Source organism: Conexibacter sp. JCM 18997 (genome assembly GCF_055391915.1).
On sequence record NZ_AP043885.1, the window covers coordinates 3284805 to 3299570 of the forward strand.

Here is a 14766-nt window from a genome sequence, read left to right on the forward strand (position 1 = left end):
ATTGCCCACACATGAGACTGAGTCTACTCAGGAGGCGGCGACGGTCGCGCCACCGGAGGTCTCGACGATGCCGCCCGCCTCGATGTGCGTCGGATCGGATGCCGTCGCGCCGCGCGAGCAGCGCACGTGGATGCGCGGCGCGGTCACCGCGATGCCCTTGTCGTCGGCCGGCGAGGCGACGGTGACGCCGTACAGCCCGGCCGACGGGATCCGCAGCGCGGTCGACCCGACGCCGCCGCTCAGCGTGATCTTGGCCCGGGTGACCGTGCGGTAGCGCCCGTCGGTGCCGCGCTTGGAGAGCGTGACCTCGATGCGCGAGCGGCTGGGCTTGGCCGCGACCTTGACCGTCACGGTCTGGCCGATGCCCACGTGCTTGGCCGACAGGTCGATCGAGAGCTTGGGGATCGCGCTGACCGCGACCTCGGCCGAGGTCAATGCCTCGCCGCCGATGGCCAGCTCGCCGCCGTAGTAGGCGCGCAGCTTGGCCGTCTGGCGCACGATCACCGGCGTGGTGAAACGGCCCGAGGCGTCGGTCATCGCGCGGGCGGCGGTCGACCAGCGCGTCGCGCCGAGCTTCTGCACGCGCACCTCGACGCCCCCGATCGGGCCGCCGTCCACGTCGGCCAGCGCGCCGGTGACCTGCACCTGCGTGTAGGCGGCGACCTGCGTGGCCGCGGCGGCGATCGACAGCTGGTCGACGCCGACCGTGCCGCCCACCGCGGTGGTGTCGGCGACGGGGTAGTCCTGGGCGATGGCCCGCGCGCGGATGGTCGGGATCTGCGCGTACAGGGCGTTGCCCGGGCACGAGGTCTTGTCGGCGTCGCGGTGGCCGGAGACCCGCTGGAAGGTGACGGTCCGGCCGGTCGGGTAGCGGTTGGACTCGCCGCCGGCCGAGACGAGGTCGACGGTGCCGTCCGGGGTGACGCCGTGGATCGCCAGCTTCCAGGCGATCAGCTGCGCCTGGGCGTTGATCGCGGCGTCGGTCTGGGCCACCGACTCGAACGTCCCGATGTTCGAGATGCCGGTCGAGTAGGAGTTGAAGCCCTGCGCCTGGGCGCCGATGATCGCCTGGTCGATCCCGCCGGCGCGCCCCTCGAAGATCTGCCCGTAGCGATCGACGAGGAAGTTGTAGCCGATGTCGTTCCAGCCGTTGGAGCTGATGTGGTACTTCGCGATGGCCAGCACGATCGCGGGCGAGTCCTCGGCCGTGTAGGTGTTCGCGTTGACCGTGTGATGGACGAAGGCCATCTGCACGGTGCCGACCTGCGGGGTGCCGCGGGTCTTCAGCGAGGTGCCGCCCCACGCGGCGCGGGTGATGATCCCGGGCGGCGTCGGCGTCTGGGCCGCGCGGGCCACGATGATCCGCCGGCGCAGGCCGTCGCTGCGCACGGTGTGCAGCGTCAGGCCGCGCACGGCATGGCTGAGGCGCAGCTCGACCTCGTCGGCGCGCCCGGTCCACACGGGATCGGTGGCCGCGTTGGCCGGCGTCGCGTCGGGGCCGTGATCGTGCGCGTTGCCGACCGGCAGCCACTCGGTCCAGGCGCCCCGCCGGCGCCGCGCGCGCAGCTCGATGCGGGGCTGCGAGCGGCCCGCCCACTTGAGCCCGGCGAGGTCGAATCCGCCGGGCACGCGGATCGGCCCCAGGCGGGTGGCGTCGTGCAGGCCGAGCACCGCCGAGCGGGCGCGCAGCTGGCCGTCGGCGGCCAGCGCGCTGCTCGCGCCCGGGACGGACTCCAGCACGACGGCGCCGGCGCCGAGCAGGCCCAGCCCGAGCAGGCGGCGGCGGGTGAGATCAGAGGGGACAGGGGTCATGCGCAGCAGTCCATGGTGGCCATCTCGGTCCGAAAACACGGCAGGACGCCATGCAGAGCGGTCTGCCACCAGACTCTTCGCGACGCACCTGCGGGCGCCTGCCTGGCATCGTTGCGTGCATGCCGAGCACCAAATTGCGCCGCGGCGGCGCCCTGTCGCTCGCGGCCGCGCTGCTGACCACGCTCACCCTCGCGGCCTGCGGCGGCGACTCCGGCGGCGGCACCAGCTCGTCCGCGAGCACCGGTTCCGCGCCGGCCTCGACCGCGACGGCGTCGGCCGACGGCGAGAAGATCTTCGCCTCGTCGGGGTGCGCCAGCTGCCACACGCTGAAGGCCGCCGACTCGACCGGCGGCGTCGGGCCCAACCTCGACGACCTCAAGCCGGACCTGGCCACCGTGGAGAAGCAGGTGACCAACGGCGGCGGCAGCATGCCCGCGTTCAAGGACTCGCTCAGCCCCGCGGAGATCCAGGCGGTGTCGCAGTACGTCGCCGACAACGCCGGGAAGTAAGTAGCCTCCTGGCCGTGCGCCGCGCGCTGCTGTCGCTGGTCGTTGCCTCCCTGGCCCTGGTGGCCTGGGTGCTCGCGCACGGCGTCGGGGCCCCCACCGAGGGGCTGGTCATGCTGGCTCCGGCGCTGGCCTTCGCGCTGCCGCTACTGGCCGGGCGCTACCTCGGCGAGCGCACGATCGATCGCGTCCGCACCGCCCGGGCGAGCGCGCCGCCCGCGCGCCGCGCGCGCACATCCGCCGCACCCCGCCGCCGCCCGAGCCTCGCGCTCGTGCCCCGCGGCGGCCTGCTGCTCGCCTCCTCGCTGGCGACGCGGCCTCCCCCGGCTCTGACCTAACCCCGGTCAACTCCGAGTCGAGAGGAGGGCGCACGTGCGCCGCCTGCTCGCCATCGCGATCGGCTGCGCCTGCGTGGCGCCCGTCGCGACGGCATCCGCCCACCAGGGCAACCCCAACTTCCGCTCCGACGTGCGGGCGCTCACGCCCACCACGGACGGCGTCACGATCGAGGTGCTCAACCGCGACGATCGCCTGCTGCTCACCAACCGGTCCGATCAGACGATCGAGATCGAGGGCTACGAGGGCGAGCCGTACGCGCGGGTGCTGGCCGACGGCACCGTCCAGGTCAACCGCAACTCCCCGGCCACCTACCTCAACGAGGAGCGCGACGGCGACGTCCCCGTGCCCGCCAACGCGCAGAAGGGCGCGCCGGTCGACTGGCGGACCGAGAGCAGGAACAGCAAGTTCGAGTGGCACGACCACCGCTTCCACTGGATGGGCACGGGCACGCCGCCGAACGTCAAGGACCCGGACCAGCCGACGAAGGTCAACGACTGGTCGATCCCGATCAAGGTCGGCGACCGCGACGGCACGATCACCGGAACGCTGTTCTGGACGCCCCAGGAGGACGCCGGCCCGCCCGTCGCGGCGATCGTCGGCCTGATCGCGTTGGCCCTGGTCGGCGGCGGCTTCGTCGTGTTCGTGCGCCGCCGGCGCCGGGGCGCGCCGACCGTCGAGCGCGAAGCATGGTGAGAGCGCTCCTCGTCGCGCTGGTCGTCACGCTGGCGCTGCCCGCCGGCGCCCTGGCGCACGCCCAGCTCGAGGACGTCACCCCACAGCGCGGCGCGGTCGTGGATCCCCAGCCCGGAGCGGTCACGTTCCGCTTCGACGAGGCGGTCGAGGGCAACTTCGGCGCGGTGCGCGTGTACGACCGCACCGGCGAGCGCGCCGACGCGGGCGACGCGTTCCATCCCGACGGCCACGGCGAGCAGCTGGCCGTCCACCTCAAGCCGTCCCTGGCCGACGGCACCTACACGGCCACCTACCGCGTCGTCTCCAGCGACGGCCACGTGGTCAGCGGCGGCTCGACGTTCTCGATCGGCGCGGCCACCGGCCCCGGCGAGACCGTGGAGCAGCTGCTGGCCGGCACGAACACCGGCCCGGTGACCAAGGTCGCCGCGGGCGTGGCCAAGGGCCTGACCTTCGCGGCGCTGGCCGTGCTGGTCGGCGGGCTGGGCTTCCTGCTGTGGTGCTGGCGCGGGACCTCGGAGGCCTTCACCCGGCGCCTGCGCGCGCTGCTCGTCGGCGCCGGGCTCGTCGGCGCGGTGGGCGCGGCCGGGGTCGTCGTGCTCGAGGGCGCGACCGCGGCCGGGATCAGCGGCTGGTCGGCGCTGGACCCCGACATCGTCTCCGAGACGCTGGGCACGACGATCGGCCTGGTCTGGGGCGTGTCGGTGCTGCTCTGGCTGGCCGCTTCCCTGCTCGCGCTGATCGCCATCCGGCCGCGGCCCACGGTCGGGCTGGGCCTGCTGATCCTGACCACCGTCGGGCTGATCCTGGTGCCCGGCCTCGGCGGCCACGCGCGCACCCAGGACCCGGTGTGGCTGATGCTCCCGGCCAACGCGCTGCACGTCGCCGCGATGGGCCTGTGGGCCGGCGGCCTCGTGATGCTCGTCGCCGCGCTGCCGGTGGCCACACGCGAGCTCCCGGCGGACGGGCGCACGCGGCTGCTGGCCGGCACGCTGGCCCGCTTCTCGCCGCTCGCACTGGGCGCCGTCGCCGTGCTGACGGTGGCCGGCGTCGGGCAGGCGATCGTCGAGGTCAACTCGTTCGGGGCGCTCCTGGACACCGCGTTCGGGCGCTGCGTGCTGATCAAGGTCGTGCTGCTGTGCGCGCTGATCGCCATCGGCGCCTGGCACCGGCGCGCCTCGATCCCCGGCCTGCAGGCGATCGCCGCCGCCGGCCAGCCGCCGGCGGGCGCGGGCGTGGCCGTGCGCCGGGCCCTGCGGGCCGAGGTCGCGCTGATCGTCGTCGTGCTCGGCGTGACCGCGGCGCTGACCTCCTACGCGCCGTCCACCGTGCAGGCCTCCGGCCCCGTGGCCCGCACGACGATGGTCGGTCCGGCCCAGCTGCAGCTGACCGTGGACCTGGCCGGCGTCGGCGCCAACGAGATCCACCTGTACCTGCTGGACCCCAGCGACGGCGCGCAGTGGGACCGGGCCAAGGAGGTGCGTCTCAGCGCCACCCAGCCCGAGAAGGGCATCGGCCCACTGTCCATCCCGCTGAGCAAGGCCGGCCCCGGCCACTACGTCACGTCCGCCCCGGCCGCGCTGGCGGTGCCCGGCGACTGGACGCTGGACGTCGCCGTGCGGGTCTCCGACTTCGACCAATACGAGCAGCAGATCGAGGTGCCCATCCGATGAGCCGCAGAACCCTGGCCGCGGCGAGCGTCGCGTTCGCCCTGGCCGCCCCCGCCGCCGCGTCCGCGCACGTGACGGTCAACCCCAAGCAGGCGCCCGCCGAGGCGTTCACCGTGCTCGACGTGCGCGTGCCCAACGAGCGCGATGACGCGTCGACGGTCAAGGTCGAGGTGCAGATGCCGCCCGGCGTGGTCGGCGTCTCCTACGAGCCGACGCCCGGCTGGACGACGAAGGTGGCCAAGGCCAAGCTGGACACGCCGATCCAGACGCCCGATGGGCCGATCACCGAGGCGGTCTCGACGGTCACGTGGACGGGCAGCGGCTCGGGCGAGGGGCAGATCGGCCCCGGCCAGTTCCGCGACTTCCCGATCTCCATGCAGATCCCCGGGAAGGCCGGCGACGTGCTGACCTTCAAGGCGCTGCAGACGTACTCCGGCGGCGAGGTCGTGCGCTGGATCGGCAGCCCGAGCTCCGACGAGCCGGCGCCGACCGTGACCGTCACCGCCGCGGGGAGCGCCGACGCGCAGCCCACCACCGCCGCCGCCGCACCCGCCACCGACACCGACACCGATGACGACGGCGGATCGGCGGACGGCATGGCCGTCGCGGCGCTCGCCCTGGGCGTCGTCGCGCTGCTGGCCGCGTTCGGCACGCTGCTGGCCACCCGCCGGCGGAGGACCGCCTGACCGATGCTGGCCGCGACGGTCATCGGGCTGCTGTACCTCGCGCCGGCGCTGCTGCTGGCCGCGTTCCTGCTCGGTGGCCGCTACCCGGGCGAGCACGTGCTGGCCCGGCCGCTGCGGGCCCGCCCGCGACCCCGGCGGCGCCCGGTCCGCGCGCCGCTTCCCCGCCCGCCGCGCCGCACCTCGCCGCGCGGCGGCCTCCTGATCGCCGCCGGCCTGGCCGGCCGCGGACCGCCGACGGTCGATCGATGGCTCAACCGCATCGTTCGCCTTCAACCTTCAGGAGTTCCTCCCATGCAGCACCGCTTTCTCGCCGGCGCCCTCGTCGTCGGCACCCTCATCGCGCTGCCGGCCAGCGCCAGCGCCCACGTGACCCTGCAGCCCAAGGCCCAGGTGGCCGGCGCCTACACGGTGGTCAACGTGCGCGTGCCCAACGAGCGCGACGACGCCTCCACGACGAAGGTCCGCGTCGAGTTCCCCGACGGCATCTACTCGGTCTCCTACGCCGCGCAGGCCGGCTGGAAGGCGGTCGTGCGCAAGACCACGATGGCCACCCCGGTCCAGACCGAGGACGGCCCGATCACCCAGCGCGTCAGCTCGGTCACCTTCACGGGCGGCGGCCGCGGGCTGGGCCGGATCGCCCCGGGGCAGTTCAAGGAGTTCCCGCTGTCGCTGCAGATGCCCAACCAGCCCGGGTCCACGCTGACCTTCCCGGCCTACCAGACCTACTCCGACGGCGAGGTGGTCAAGTGGACCGGCGCGCCCGGCGCCGACACCCCGGCACCGACCGTGACGCTGGCCGCGCCGCCCGCCGCACTGCGCGGCCCGACGGCGACCGCCGCCCACTCGCCGGTCAAGAGCCGCACGCCCGCCCCCGGCTCCACGGCCGCCAACGTCAAGTCCGTGAAGGTGACGTTCGGCGAGTCGGTCGTCACCGGGCTCATCTCGGTGACCAAGGGCGGCAGCGACGTGCAGGCGGCCTCGTCCGGCCTGAAGGCCTCCAACCACGCGGTCCTGCAGGCCACGTTCGCCAAGGCGCTGTCGAAGGGCACCTACACCGTCAGCTGGCGGGCCCGGGCCGACGACGGCCACAGCGAGTCGGGCACGTGGAAGTTCACGGTGCGCTGAGGGCGCCGTGATCGTGCCGTTCGCGCACCTGGGGCACTGGTACGTCGGCCTGCCGGTGTACCTGTCCCCGGTGCTCGCGGTGGTCGCGCTGCTCAAGTGGAGCGAGTGGCGCGACCGCAGGCGCAAGCGCCAGGACAAGCCAGACGATTAGGTCTCCCTAAGAACCGACTAAGCTCCGGGCCATGAACCCCCGGATCGGCCTTCTCGCGCTGCTGCTGTGCGGCGCCCTCGTCGTCGGCTGCGGCAGCGACGACAGCTCGGACACCAGCAGCGCCACGGTGGCGGCCGCCACAGGCGCCACCTCCACGCCCGCCGAGGAGACGGCGACCGAAGCGGTCGATCTGTCGGCGATCAAGTCCTACCTGACCCAGCACACCGAGCTGCTGGAGACCGAGACGGCGACGCTCGCCGCCGACGCGCAGCAGTACTACGACCTGGCCGAGAGCGTCGACTTCGACTACGACAAGCTCCTGGCCGACCACGGCGACGAGGTCAAGGGCCTGATCGAGCGCATGCAGGCGACCTTCAAGAAGGCCAACCCGGCCTACGAGCAGATGGAGGGCGTCGTCGCGGGCGTTCCGTCGCTGGCCGACTACGACGTGCAGATCGACGCCGGCTCGGACGGCAGCGATCCGGAGAGCGCCGTCTCGTTCACCATCGAGACGCCGGGCGGCAAGACCTTCAAGCAGCCGGGCAACTTCTTCTTCCTGACGGAGACCTCGCTGTGGGGCACCGAGGAGCAGTTCGTCGCCCAGGGCGTCAAGCCCGACCTCGACGGGAACGGCAAGGTGACCTTCGGCGAGGCGCTCCCCGACGCGGACTTCCTCGTCGCCGCCACGAAGGACTTCCACACGATGGCGCAGGAGCTGGAGAAGGACGCGCAGGCCTGGGAGCCGACCCAGAGCGACGCCCTCACCGCGCTGGTCGTGATGACCCCGACGATGTCGGAGTACTTCGCCGCCTGGAAGAACTCGCGGGCCATCGCCGGCGACAAGGCGACCGAGTCCGGCTTCGTGGCCGCATCGCGTCTGCAGGACATCGCTGACATCCTTGGTGGCCTCGTGCTCGTATACGACAACGTGCGCCCGCTGATCGAACAGGCCGATCCGGATCAGGCCGCCCAGACCGGGCAGTCGCTGGAGGACCTGCAGAAGTTCGCCGCGCGCCTGCGCGACGAGGAGGCCAACGGCAAGAAGTTCACCGCCCAGGACGCCGACACGCTCGGCTCCGAGGCCCAGGACCAGGCCGAGGCCATCGCCGGCCAGGTCACGCAGGCGGCCGAGCAGCTGGGAATCGAGCTGCAGGCCTGATGCAGGTGCGGCGGTGGGCACTCGCGCTCGCGCTGAGCGCCGCCGCCGCGGTCGGGGTCGCCCCTTCGGCCAGCGCTGCTGACGCCCCGCCCTGGCAGGCGGCGGCAGCGCTGGACAAGGCGCTGTTCGCCGCCCAGACCGAGCTGATCCTGTCGGACGCCTCGGTGGCGGCGCAGGACGTGCGCGAAGCGCGGGCGGCCTACGACGGCGACCTGCGCGGCAGCTTCCGGGCCGACGCGCCCAAGGCCGACGCCGCGGTGCGGCGCGGGCTGCGCGAGGCGGCCAAGGCCGTCGCCGCCGACGACGACCTCGCGCTGGCCGCCGCCCGGGGCGACATCCGCGGGGCGCTCTACCAGGGCTCCTACGCCGTCACGCTCGACGCGGTCGCCGCGGGCGACGCCGAGACCGCGGCCTCCTGGCTGAAGCTGCGCGAGTTCCGCACCGCCACCCGCTTCACCCGCCCCGGCGTCGACGGGACGCGCGCCGTGGCCGACCTGGCCCGGGGCGCGGTCCAGCCCGCCGCCGCCCGCCTGATCGTCAACAAGGACCTGCTCGACGGCTACCAGGCCCGGCTGCGCGAGCACCTGGGCGACGCCGACGCCGCCGCCGAGAACGGCAACGCCTCGCGCCGGGCCGAGGCCGCCGCGCACGCCGCCGGTTCGTTCGAGATCCTCGCCGCCCGCTACCAGCAGGAGCGCGGAGCGGCCCAGACGCAGCAGGCGCGCGAGGCCTTCGCCGACCTGCGCGCCGCGGCCATCGCCTCCGACGACGCGGCCTTCGCCGACGCCCGCGGGCGCGTGGATCAGGCCCTGGAGGGCTTCACCGCGGCGCCCTTCACGCCCGAGGAGGCGGCCCGGCGCGCCCAGCAGCTGATCCGCTTCCTGGCCCTGGTCCCGGTCGAGTACGGCCGCGGCGTCGACGGCGACCGCGTCACGCTCGACTTCGAGATCCAGGAGGCGATCGCCTTCGCCACCGGCGCTCGCGGCGCCTTCGACGACCTGCGCGACCCGCTGGCCAAGCTCGATCCGGCGATGACCGAGCGGGTGGGCCAGGAGCTCGACCAGCTGCAGGGCATGGTCGACGAGGCCGGGCAGCGCACCGAGGGCGTCACGCCCGAGGACGAGGTGCAGGCGCTCGGCGACCGCATCGAGGACCAGCTGGACGCGACGTTCCCCGAGGCCTGGAAGAAGTCGACCACCGACTCCGACTTCGACCTGATCGACCTCACGCTGGACCGCATGGAGGCGGCCATCGGCGCGGGCCAGTTCGGCCAGGCCGAGCAGGCCCGCCTGGAGGCCTACGCGTTCTTCGAGTTCGGCCCCGAGCGCCGCCTGGTCGCGTTCGACCCGGCGCTGACCAACGACATCGAAGGCCTGATCTGGTTCGGCGCGCAGGGCGAGGAGGGCCTGGCCACGCTGATCGCCGACCACAAGAGCCGCCAGGACGTACGCCCCACGCGCATCAAGCTCGACGAGGCGCTGAGCGACGCGCAGGCCACGCTGGGCGACTCGACCTCGCGGGCCACGGTCGTCACCAACGCCGCGATCATCGTCTTCCGCGAGGGCCTGGAGGCGGTGCTGATCCTGGCCGCCATCACGGCCAGCTTCGCCGCCGCGCGCCGGCGCGAGCGCCGTCCGGTGCTGATCGGCGCCGGCCTGGGCCTGCTCGTCTCGGTGATCACCTGGGTGGCCGCGCAGACGCTGCTGAAGTCGCTGTCGCAGTACGGCGAGAAGCTCGAGGCGGTGGTCGGGCTGATCGCCATCGCGGTGCTCCTGCTGATCACCAACTGGTTCTTCCACAAGGTCTACTGGACGGGCTGGATCAGCTCGTTCCACAAGCGCCGCAAGAAGATCCAGCAGGGCGACAAGTTCATGTTCTTCAGCGCGCAGGCCGTCGGCCTGTGCCTGCTGGGCCTGACCTCGGTCTACCGCGAGGGCTTCGAGACCGTCCTGTTCCTGCAGTCGCTGCAGCTCAGCGCCGGCACGGTGGCCGTCCTCGAGGGCACGGCGCTGGGCCTGGGCCTGACCCTGCTCGTGGCCATCGCCACCTTCGCGCTCCAGCGCAAGCTGCCCTACAAGAAGATGCTGATCGTCACCGGCGTGATGATCGGCGTCGTGCTGGTGATGATGGTCGGCCAGACGGTGCGCACGATGCAGGGCACCGGCTGGGCGCCGATCACCCCGCTGGACATCGACCTGCCCTACTGGGCCGGCCAGTGGCTCGGCGTCTACCCCACGTGGGAGACGATCGGCGCGCAGATCCTCGCGGCGGCGTTCGTGATCGGCTCGTACTACCTGGCCGAGGAGGTGCGCATCAAGCGCCCGCGGCGCCAGGCGCGCAAGCGCGCGGAGGCGGAGGCGGCGGCGGCCGCCAACGGCGACGGCCCCGCGCCCGAGCCGGTGTTGGAGGCCGAGCCCGAGCCACAGCCCGACGAGGTCTCACCGCTGCGCTAGCTGTCCTGCTCGCGGACTTGCTGGACGCGGGTGATGGGTGGTCGGCCGCCGGCGGCTGAGTGTGGGCGTTGGCGGTTGTAGAAGCGGATGAACGATGACAGGGCGCGGTCGCGTTGGGTGCTGTTGGGCCAAACGCGGCTGTGGGCCCATTCGGTGTCCAGGGTTTGCCAGAAGCGCTCGATCTTGCCGTTCCAGCGGGGGGTGTAGGGCGGCGTGAGGATGTGGCGGGCACCGAGCTGGTGCAGTGTTTGGGCGAACTGGTGGCTCTCGGAGTAGCACTTGGCGTTGTCACTCATCACCGCCTGGACGGGGCCGCAGCCTTGTTCTGCCATCCAGGCCGCGGCGCGCTTGAGCGTGGCTGAGACGGTGTGTTTGTTCTCGGCTGCGTGCAGCTCGCAGTAGGCCAGGCGGGTGTGGTCGTCGATCACTCCGATGACCACCGTCTTGCCCGCCCCGCGCGAGCGCTGGGCCTGGGAGCGATCACCGGTCGCCCAATGCCCGGGCTCATCGAACTTCGCTGCCGAGAACGCGTCGATGTGCAACAAGGCGCCGGCTTGGGTCCACTCATAGCGCTTGCCAACGGTCGCCCGCTCGCTGCGGCGTCGGCGGCTGACGCCGTGGCGCCTGAGCACCTTCCAGTTCGTCGAGCGGTGACGGCCGGTCAAGAACGCCAGGCGCATCGGCCCCCAGTTCGTGCGTTGGCGCGCGTCGAGGATCTCGCGCTCCTGGGCCGCCGTCAGCGCCCAAGGACACGACAGCGGAACCGGCCGCCTCGGCGCCAAGCACGAGAAATCTGCCCTCTCGGCCTCGCTGGCTTGGCCGAACCGGTCACACATCGTCTTGACCGTGGTTGGCGAACACCCGACCGCCGCGGCGATCTGCCGCAACGACTCGCCCGCCTGGCGGCGGCGGACCATCTCGATCCTCGCCGCCATCGCATAGCGACATCTACGGTCTGTCATGTGTCCGGTCCCTTCTTGGGCTGTGGTGGGTCGCACCTCTCAGCCTCCGGTCGGGGCCGGACACATCCATCAAATACGCGGCCCTGCCCTGTTCAGCAGGTCCGTGAGCAGCTCAACTAGCGTCGGGCGGTGCCCTTCTCGCGCAGGAACCTCAAGGCGGATCTGGAGGACCTCGGCTCCAACTTCGACGGCCCGCCGGACCTGGAGTTCCGCGCGGCGACGAAGGCGCTGGAGCTCGAGCGCTCGGGCCTGACCTACCAGCGCGTCCCGCCCGGCTACCGGTTTCCCTACGGCCACACGCACCGCACGCAGGAGGAGGTCTACGTGGTCGTGCGCGGGAGCGGACGGATGAAGGTCGACGACGCGATCGTCGACCTGCGCGAATGGGACGCGGTGCGCGTGCCGCCCGGCGCCTGGCGCGGCTACGAGGCCGGACCGGACGGCCTGGAGCTGCTGGTCATCGGCGCGCCCAACCTGGGCGACGATCCGCGCGGGGACGTCGAGGGCACGCGCGACTGGTGGGCCGACTAGTTGAGGCGGGAGCGGAGCATCAGCTGCTCCATGCGCAGGCGCGACCGCGTGGCCGCGTCGATCGGGAGCTCCAGGCGCAGCTCGGCCGCCCGCAGCGCGCCGGCGATGTCACCGGCGCGCAGCGCGCGGTCGAGGTGCTCCCGCAGCAGCGTGAAGGCGACCTGGTGCGAGCAGCGCCACGTGGGCGCCTGGACGCCGGGGCGCACCCGGCGCACGCCGGGCAGGGCCGAGTCGAAGGCCACCTGCACGCCGTACTCGCGGTGCGCGACGACGTGGTGGCCGCCCGCTGCGGCGATGGCCAGGTCCAGGCCGGCGCGGCGCGCGACCTCGGTGGCGATCACGGCCAGCGTGGTCGGGTGTCCGGCCAGCTTCTGCAGCGTCACGTCGATGTGCACGGCGCGCGCGTCCAGCGCCGCGCCGACTGCCTCGAAGGCGGCCATCGCACCGGTCAGCGCGTCGAGCTGATCGAGCGGATCGGCGCCGCGGGCGGGCGCCAGGCCCATGGCCAGCGCGTCGAGCGCGTCGTCGACCGCGGTCTCGTCGACCGGGTGGAACTCCGCGGCCAGCGCCGCGGCCAGATCGGCGTGCGTCGGGCAGCTGAGACCGGCGGCGAGCGAGAACGGGAGCACTGTTAGGGCACCCTAACACACGTGCCCGACTGGACCGCTCCCTTTAGAATCGCCAACGCGTGTCCGACGGCGAGCTCATCCTCGTAGCAGGCGCCCTGCTTGCCGCGGGGTTGGGAGCATCCCTGCTCGCCCGCCAGCTGCGCCTGCCCGGCCTGGTGCTGTTCCTGGCCATCGGGATGATCTTGGGCACCGACGGCCTGGGCTGGATCGACTTCAACAACTACGAGGTCGCCCAGACGGTCGGCATCATCGCCCTGGCCCTGATCCTGTTCGAGGGCGGCCTGAGCGCCGGCTTCGCCGAGATCCGCCCGGTGCTGCGCCCGGCCCTGTCGCTGGCCACCGTGGGCACGCTGATCACCGCGCTGATCACCGGGTTCATCGCGGCCTGGATCCTCGACCTGCCCCTGCTGGAGGGCCTGCTGATCGGCGCGGTCCTGTCCTCCACCGACGGCGCCGCGGTGTTCGCGCTGCTGCGCGGCTCGACGCTGCGCCGGCGCCTGGCCCGCACGCTGGAGGGCGAGGCCGGCTTCAACGACCCGGTCGCCGTGCTGCTCGTGCTCGGCTTCATCAAGTGGATCGAGGAGCCCCACTACGGCGCGCTGGACATGCTGTGGGAGTTCGTGCTGGAGATGTCGATCGGCGGCGCCGTCGGCGCCGCGGTCGGCTTCGCCGCGGTGTGGGCCTTCCGCAACGCCCGCCTGGACACCGCCGGCCTGTACCCCGTCGCCTCGATCACCGCCGCCGCGATCGCCTTCGGCGCGGCCGACGCGCTGCACGGCTCGGGATTCCTGGCCGTCTACCTGGCGGGCCTGGCCCTGGGCTCGGGCCAGATCCCGGCCAAGTCGACCGTCGTCGCCTTCCACGAGGGCATGGCCTGGGTCGCGCAGATCGCCATGTTCCTGACCCTCGGCCTGCTCGTCTTCCCCAGCTCGCTGGTCGACTTCTGGTGGCAGGGCACCGTGATCGCGCTCGTCGTGGTCGCCGTGGCCCGCCCCGTGGCCACGGTCATATCCACCGCCTTCCAGGGGTTCTCCTGGCAGGAGAAGGCGTTGCTCGGCTGGGCCGGGCTGCGCGGCGCCGTGCCCGTCGTGCTGGCCATCTTCCCGGTGATCGCCGACGTCCCCCACGACAACGAGCTGTTCAACATCGTCTTCTTCGCCGTGGTCATCTCGACGATCGTCCAGGGCGTCACGTTCGTCCCGTTCGCCACCTTGCTCGGCGTCACCACCGACGAGCCGGCCGTGCCCGCGCCGCTGCTGGAGACCGGCAACATCCGCTCGCTCGGCGCCGACGTCGTCGAGTACCCGGTGGGCCAGAGCGACGCGATCATCGGGCGGCGCGTGCGCGACCTCGGCCTCCCGCGCGACTCGCTGGTCAACGTGATCGTGCGCAACGAGCAAGTCCTCCCGCCCCGCGGCTCGACGCGCATCGAGGCCGGCGATCGCCTGCACGTGCTCGTGCTGCAGGAGGTCTCGGGCGAGTTCGACAGCCTGATCGACCGCTGGCGCAACGGCCCGTTCGAGGACGCGCCGCGGCGCCGCCCGGCGGTCCACGGCCGCCAGGTGATCTTCTCCACCCGCCCGTGGAACGACCGGCTGGGCGACCCGGCGCGCCCGACCCAGGTGCTCGGCGTCAAGGTGATCGAGCGCATGCGCAACCGCCGCGACGTGCGCGGCTCGCTCGTCGCGCTGGACGACGGGCGCTACGCCGTCACCGGCCCGACGCTGGCCATCGGCTCGGCCTCTGACCTGCAGCGCTACGCCCGCCGGCGCCTGGAGCGCGCGCAGACCGACGACGAGCGCGGCTGGTGGCAAGAGGTGATGGGCGCCGTCGCGCGGTAACCTGCTGGGCAACGGTCGGTGGTCAGGGAAGTCCGGTGTGAATCCGGCGCGGTCCCGCCACTGTCACCGGGGATGTCCGGTCACCGCGCACGAACGCGCAGCCACTGGGGGCGATGTCGCCGCTGGGAAGGCGTGACCCGATGGGCCCGGGAGCCAGGAGACCTACCTCCGGCCGAGTCAACGGATCACATACGCCCTCGCGGAAAGGGGCT

The 14766-nt window shown here is 72.9% G+C and carries 14 protein-coding genes and 1 riboswitch; of the genes, 11 read left to right on the forward strand and 3 right to left on the reverse strand.

Translation table 11 applies throughout. The features are described 5' to 3' along the window. Window positions 1-27: 27 nt before the first annotated feature. Entirely contained in the window at window positions 28-1812 is a 1785-nt protein-coding gene (locus tag ACZ5UI_RS16780; RefSeq protein ID WP_464188911.1) for a peptidoglycan recognition protein family protein, read from the reverse strand. A gap of 119 nt (window positions 1813-1931) precedes the next feature. Between ACZ5UI_RS16780 and ACZ5UI_RS16785 the strand changes: the two genes are divergently transcribed. From ACZ5UI_RS16785 to ACZ5UI_RS16825, 9 genes are read left to right on the forward strand one after another with little or no spacing between them, the layout of a single operon-like run. Further along, on the forward strand, window positions 1932-2321 hold the full coding sequence (locus ACZ5UI_RS16785; RefSeq protein WP_464188913.1) for a c-type cytochrome: 390 nt from the start codon (window positions 1932-1934) through the stop codon (window positions 2319-2321). Between the two features lie 14 nt (window positions 2322-2335). Beyond that, window positions 2336-2656 (forward strand): hypothetical protein, encoded by a 321-nt coding sequence (locus tag ACZ5UI_RS16790; RefSeq protein WP_464188915.1) that lies wholly within the window; start codon window positions 2336-2338, stop codon window positions 2654-2656. Between the two features lie 34 nt (window positions 2657-2690). Then, complete coding sequence (locus ACZ5UI_RS16795; protein WP_464188917.1) at window positions 2691-3350, forward strand: LPXTG cell wall anchor domain-containing protein; 660 nt, start codon at window positions 2691-2693, stop codon at window positions 3348-3350. Then, window positions 3344-5020: a copper resistance CopC/CopD family protein gene (locus tag ACZ5UI_RS16800; RefSeq protein ID WP_464188919.1), complete on the forward strand. Its 1677-nt coding sequence runs from the start codon at window positions 3344-3346 to the stop codon at window positions 5018-5020. Before ACZ5UI_RS16795 ends, ACZ5UI_RS16800 begins: the two co-directional genes overlap by 7 nt. Further along, a complete protein-coding gene (locus tag ACZ5UI_RS16805) occupies window positions 5017-5703 on the forward strand; it encodes a YcnI family protein (protein ID WP_464188921.1) in 687 nt (228 codons plus the stop codon). The genes ACZ5UI_RS16800 and ACZ5UI_RS16805 overlap by 4 nt, the downstream gene beginning before the upstream one ends. 3 nt (window positions 5704-5706) lie before the next feature. Further along, window positions 5707-6828, forward strand: a complete 1122-nt coding sequence (locus ACZ5UI_RS16810) for a DUF1775 domain-containing protein (RefSeq protein WP_464188923.1) — start codon at window positions 5707-5709, stop codon at window positions 6826-6828. A 7-nt stretch (window positions 6829-6835) separates the two neighbouring features. After that, complete coding sequence (locus ACZ5UI_RS16815) at window positions 6836-6979, forward strand: hypothetical protein (protein ID WP_464188925.1); 144 nt, start codon at window positions 6836-6838, stop codon at window positions 6977-6979. A 31-nt stretch (window positions 6980-7010) separates the two neighbouring features. Then, on the forward strand, window positions 7011-8138 hold the full coding sequence (locus ACZ5UI_RS16820; protein WP_464188927.1) for an imelysin family protein: 1128 nt from the start codon (window positions 7011-7013) through the stop codon (window positions 8136-8138). Next, the gene (locus tag ACZ5UI_RS16825; protein ID WP_464188929.1) at window positions 8138-10591 is read left to right on the forward strand and encodes an FTR1 family iron permease; all 2454 of its coding nucleotides are present in this window, start codon (window positions 8138-8140) and stop codon (window positions 10589-10591) included. The genes ACZ5UI_RS16820 and ACZ5UI_RS16825 overlap by 1 nt, the downstream gene beginning before the upstream one ends. Here the strand turns inward: ACZ5UI_RS16825 and ACZ5UI_RS16830 are convergent. After that, entirely contained in the window at window positions 10588-11526 is a 939-nt protein-coding gene (locus ACZ5UI_RS16830) for an IS481 family transposase (protein WP_464188931.1), read from the reverse strand. The genes ACZ5UI_RS16825 and ACZ5UI_RS16830 overlap by 4 nt on opposite strands. Window positions 11527-11682: 156 nt before the next feature. On the opposite strand from ACZ5UI_RS16830, the gene ACZ5UI_RS16835 reads away from it, so the two are divergent. After that, window positions 11683-12084: a cupin domain-containing protein gene (locus ACZ5UI_RS16835; RefSeq protein WP_464188933.1), complete on the forward strand. Its 402-nt coding sequence runs from the start codon at window positions 11683-11685 to the stop codon at window positions 12082-12084. Here ACZ5UI_RS16835 and ACZ5UI_RS16840 read toward each other — a convergent pair. Next, entirely contained in the window at window positions 12081-12713 is a 633-nt protein-coding gene (locus ACZ5UI_RS16840) for a transglutaminase family protein (protein ID WP_464188935.1), read from the reverse strand. The two genes, ACZ5UI_RS16835 and ACZ5UI_RS16840, sit on opposite strands and share 4 nt — an antisense overlap. 59 nt (window positions 12714-12772) lie before the next feature. On the opposite strand from ACZ5UI_RS16840, the gene ACZ5UI_RS16845 reads away from it, so the two are divergent. Then, window positions 12773-14554, forward strand: a complete 1782-nt coding sequence (locus ACZ5UI_RS16845; protein ID WP_464188938.1) for a potassium/proton antiporter — start codon at window positions 12773-12775, stop codon at window positions 14552-14554. Window positions 14555-14556: 2 nt separating this feature from the next. Next, window positions 14557-14738, forward strand: a riboswitch (cobalamin riboswitch). Window positions 14739-14766: the final 28 nt, after the last annotated feature.

What these genes read in the sequence shown, in the direction of transcription:
- ACZ5UI_RS16780 (WP_464188911.1), bottom strand. Translation starts at nt 1,812, where the DNA reads ATGACCCCTGTCCCCTCTGATCTCACCCGCCGCCGCCTGCTCGGGCTG.
- ACZ5UI_RS16785 (WP_464188913.1), top strand. Translation starts at nt 1,932, where the DNA reads ATGCCGAGCACCAAATTGCGCCGCGGCGGCGCCCTGTCGCTCGCGGCC.
- ACZ5UI_RS16800 (WP_464188919.1), top strand. Translation starts at nt 3,344, where the DNA reads ATGGTGAGAGCGCTCCTCGTCGCGCTGGTCGTCACGCTGGCGCTGCCC.
- ACZ5UI_RS16805 (WP_464188921.1), top strand. Translation starts at nt 5,017, where the DNA reads ATGAGCCGCAGAACCCTGGCCGCGGCGAGCGTCGCGTTCGCCCTGGCC.
- ACZ5UI_RS16810 (WP_464188923.1), top strand. Translation starts at nt 5,707, where the DNA reads ATGCTGGCCGCGACGGTCATCGGGCTGCTGTACCTCGCGCCGGCGCTG.
- ACZ5UI_RS16820 (WP_464188927.1), top strand. Translation starts at nt 7,011, where the DNA reads ATGAACCCCCGGATCGGCCTTCTCGCGCTGCTGCTGTGCGGCGCCCTC.
- ACZ5UI_RS16825 (WP_464188929.1), top strand. Translation starts at nt 8,138, where the DNA reads ATGCAGGTGCGGCGGTGGGCACTCGCGCTCGCGCTGAGCGCCGCCGCC.
- ACZ5UI_RS16830 (WP_464188931.1), bottom strand. Translation starts at nt 11,526, where the DNA reads ATGGCGGCGAGGATCGAGATGGTCCGCCGCCGCCAGGCGGGCGAGTCG.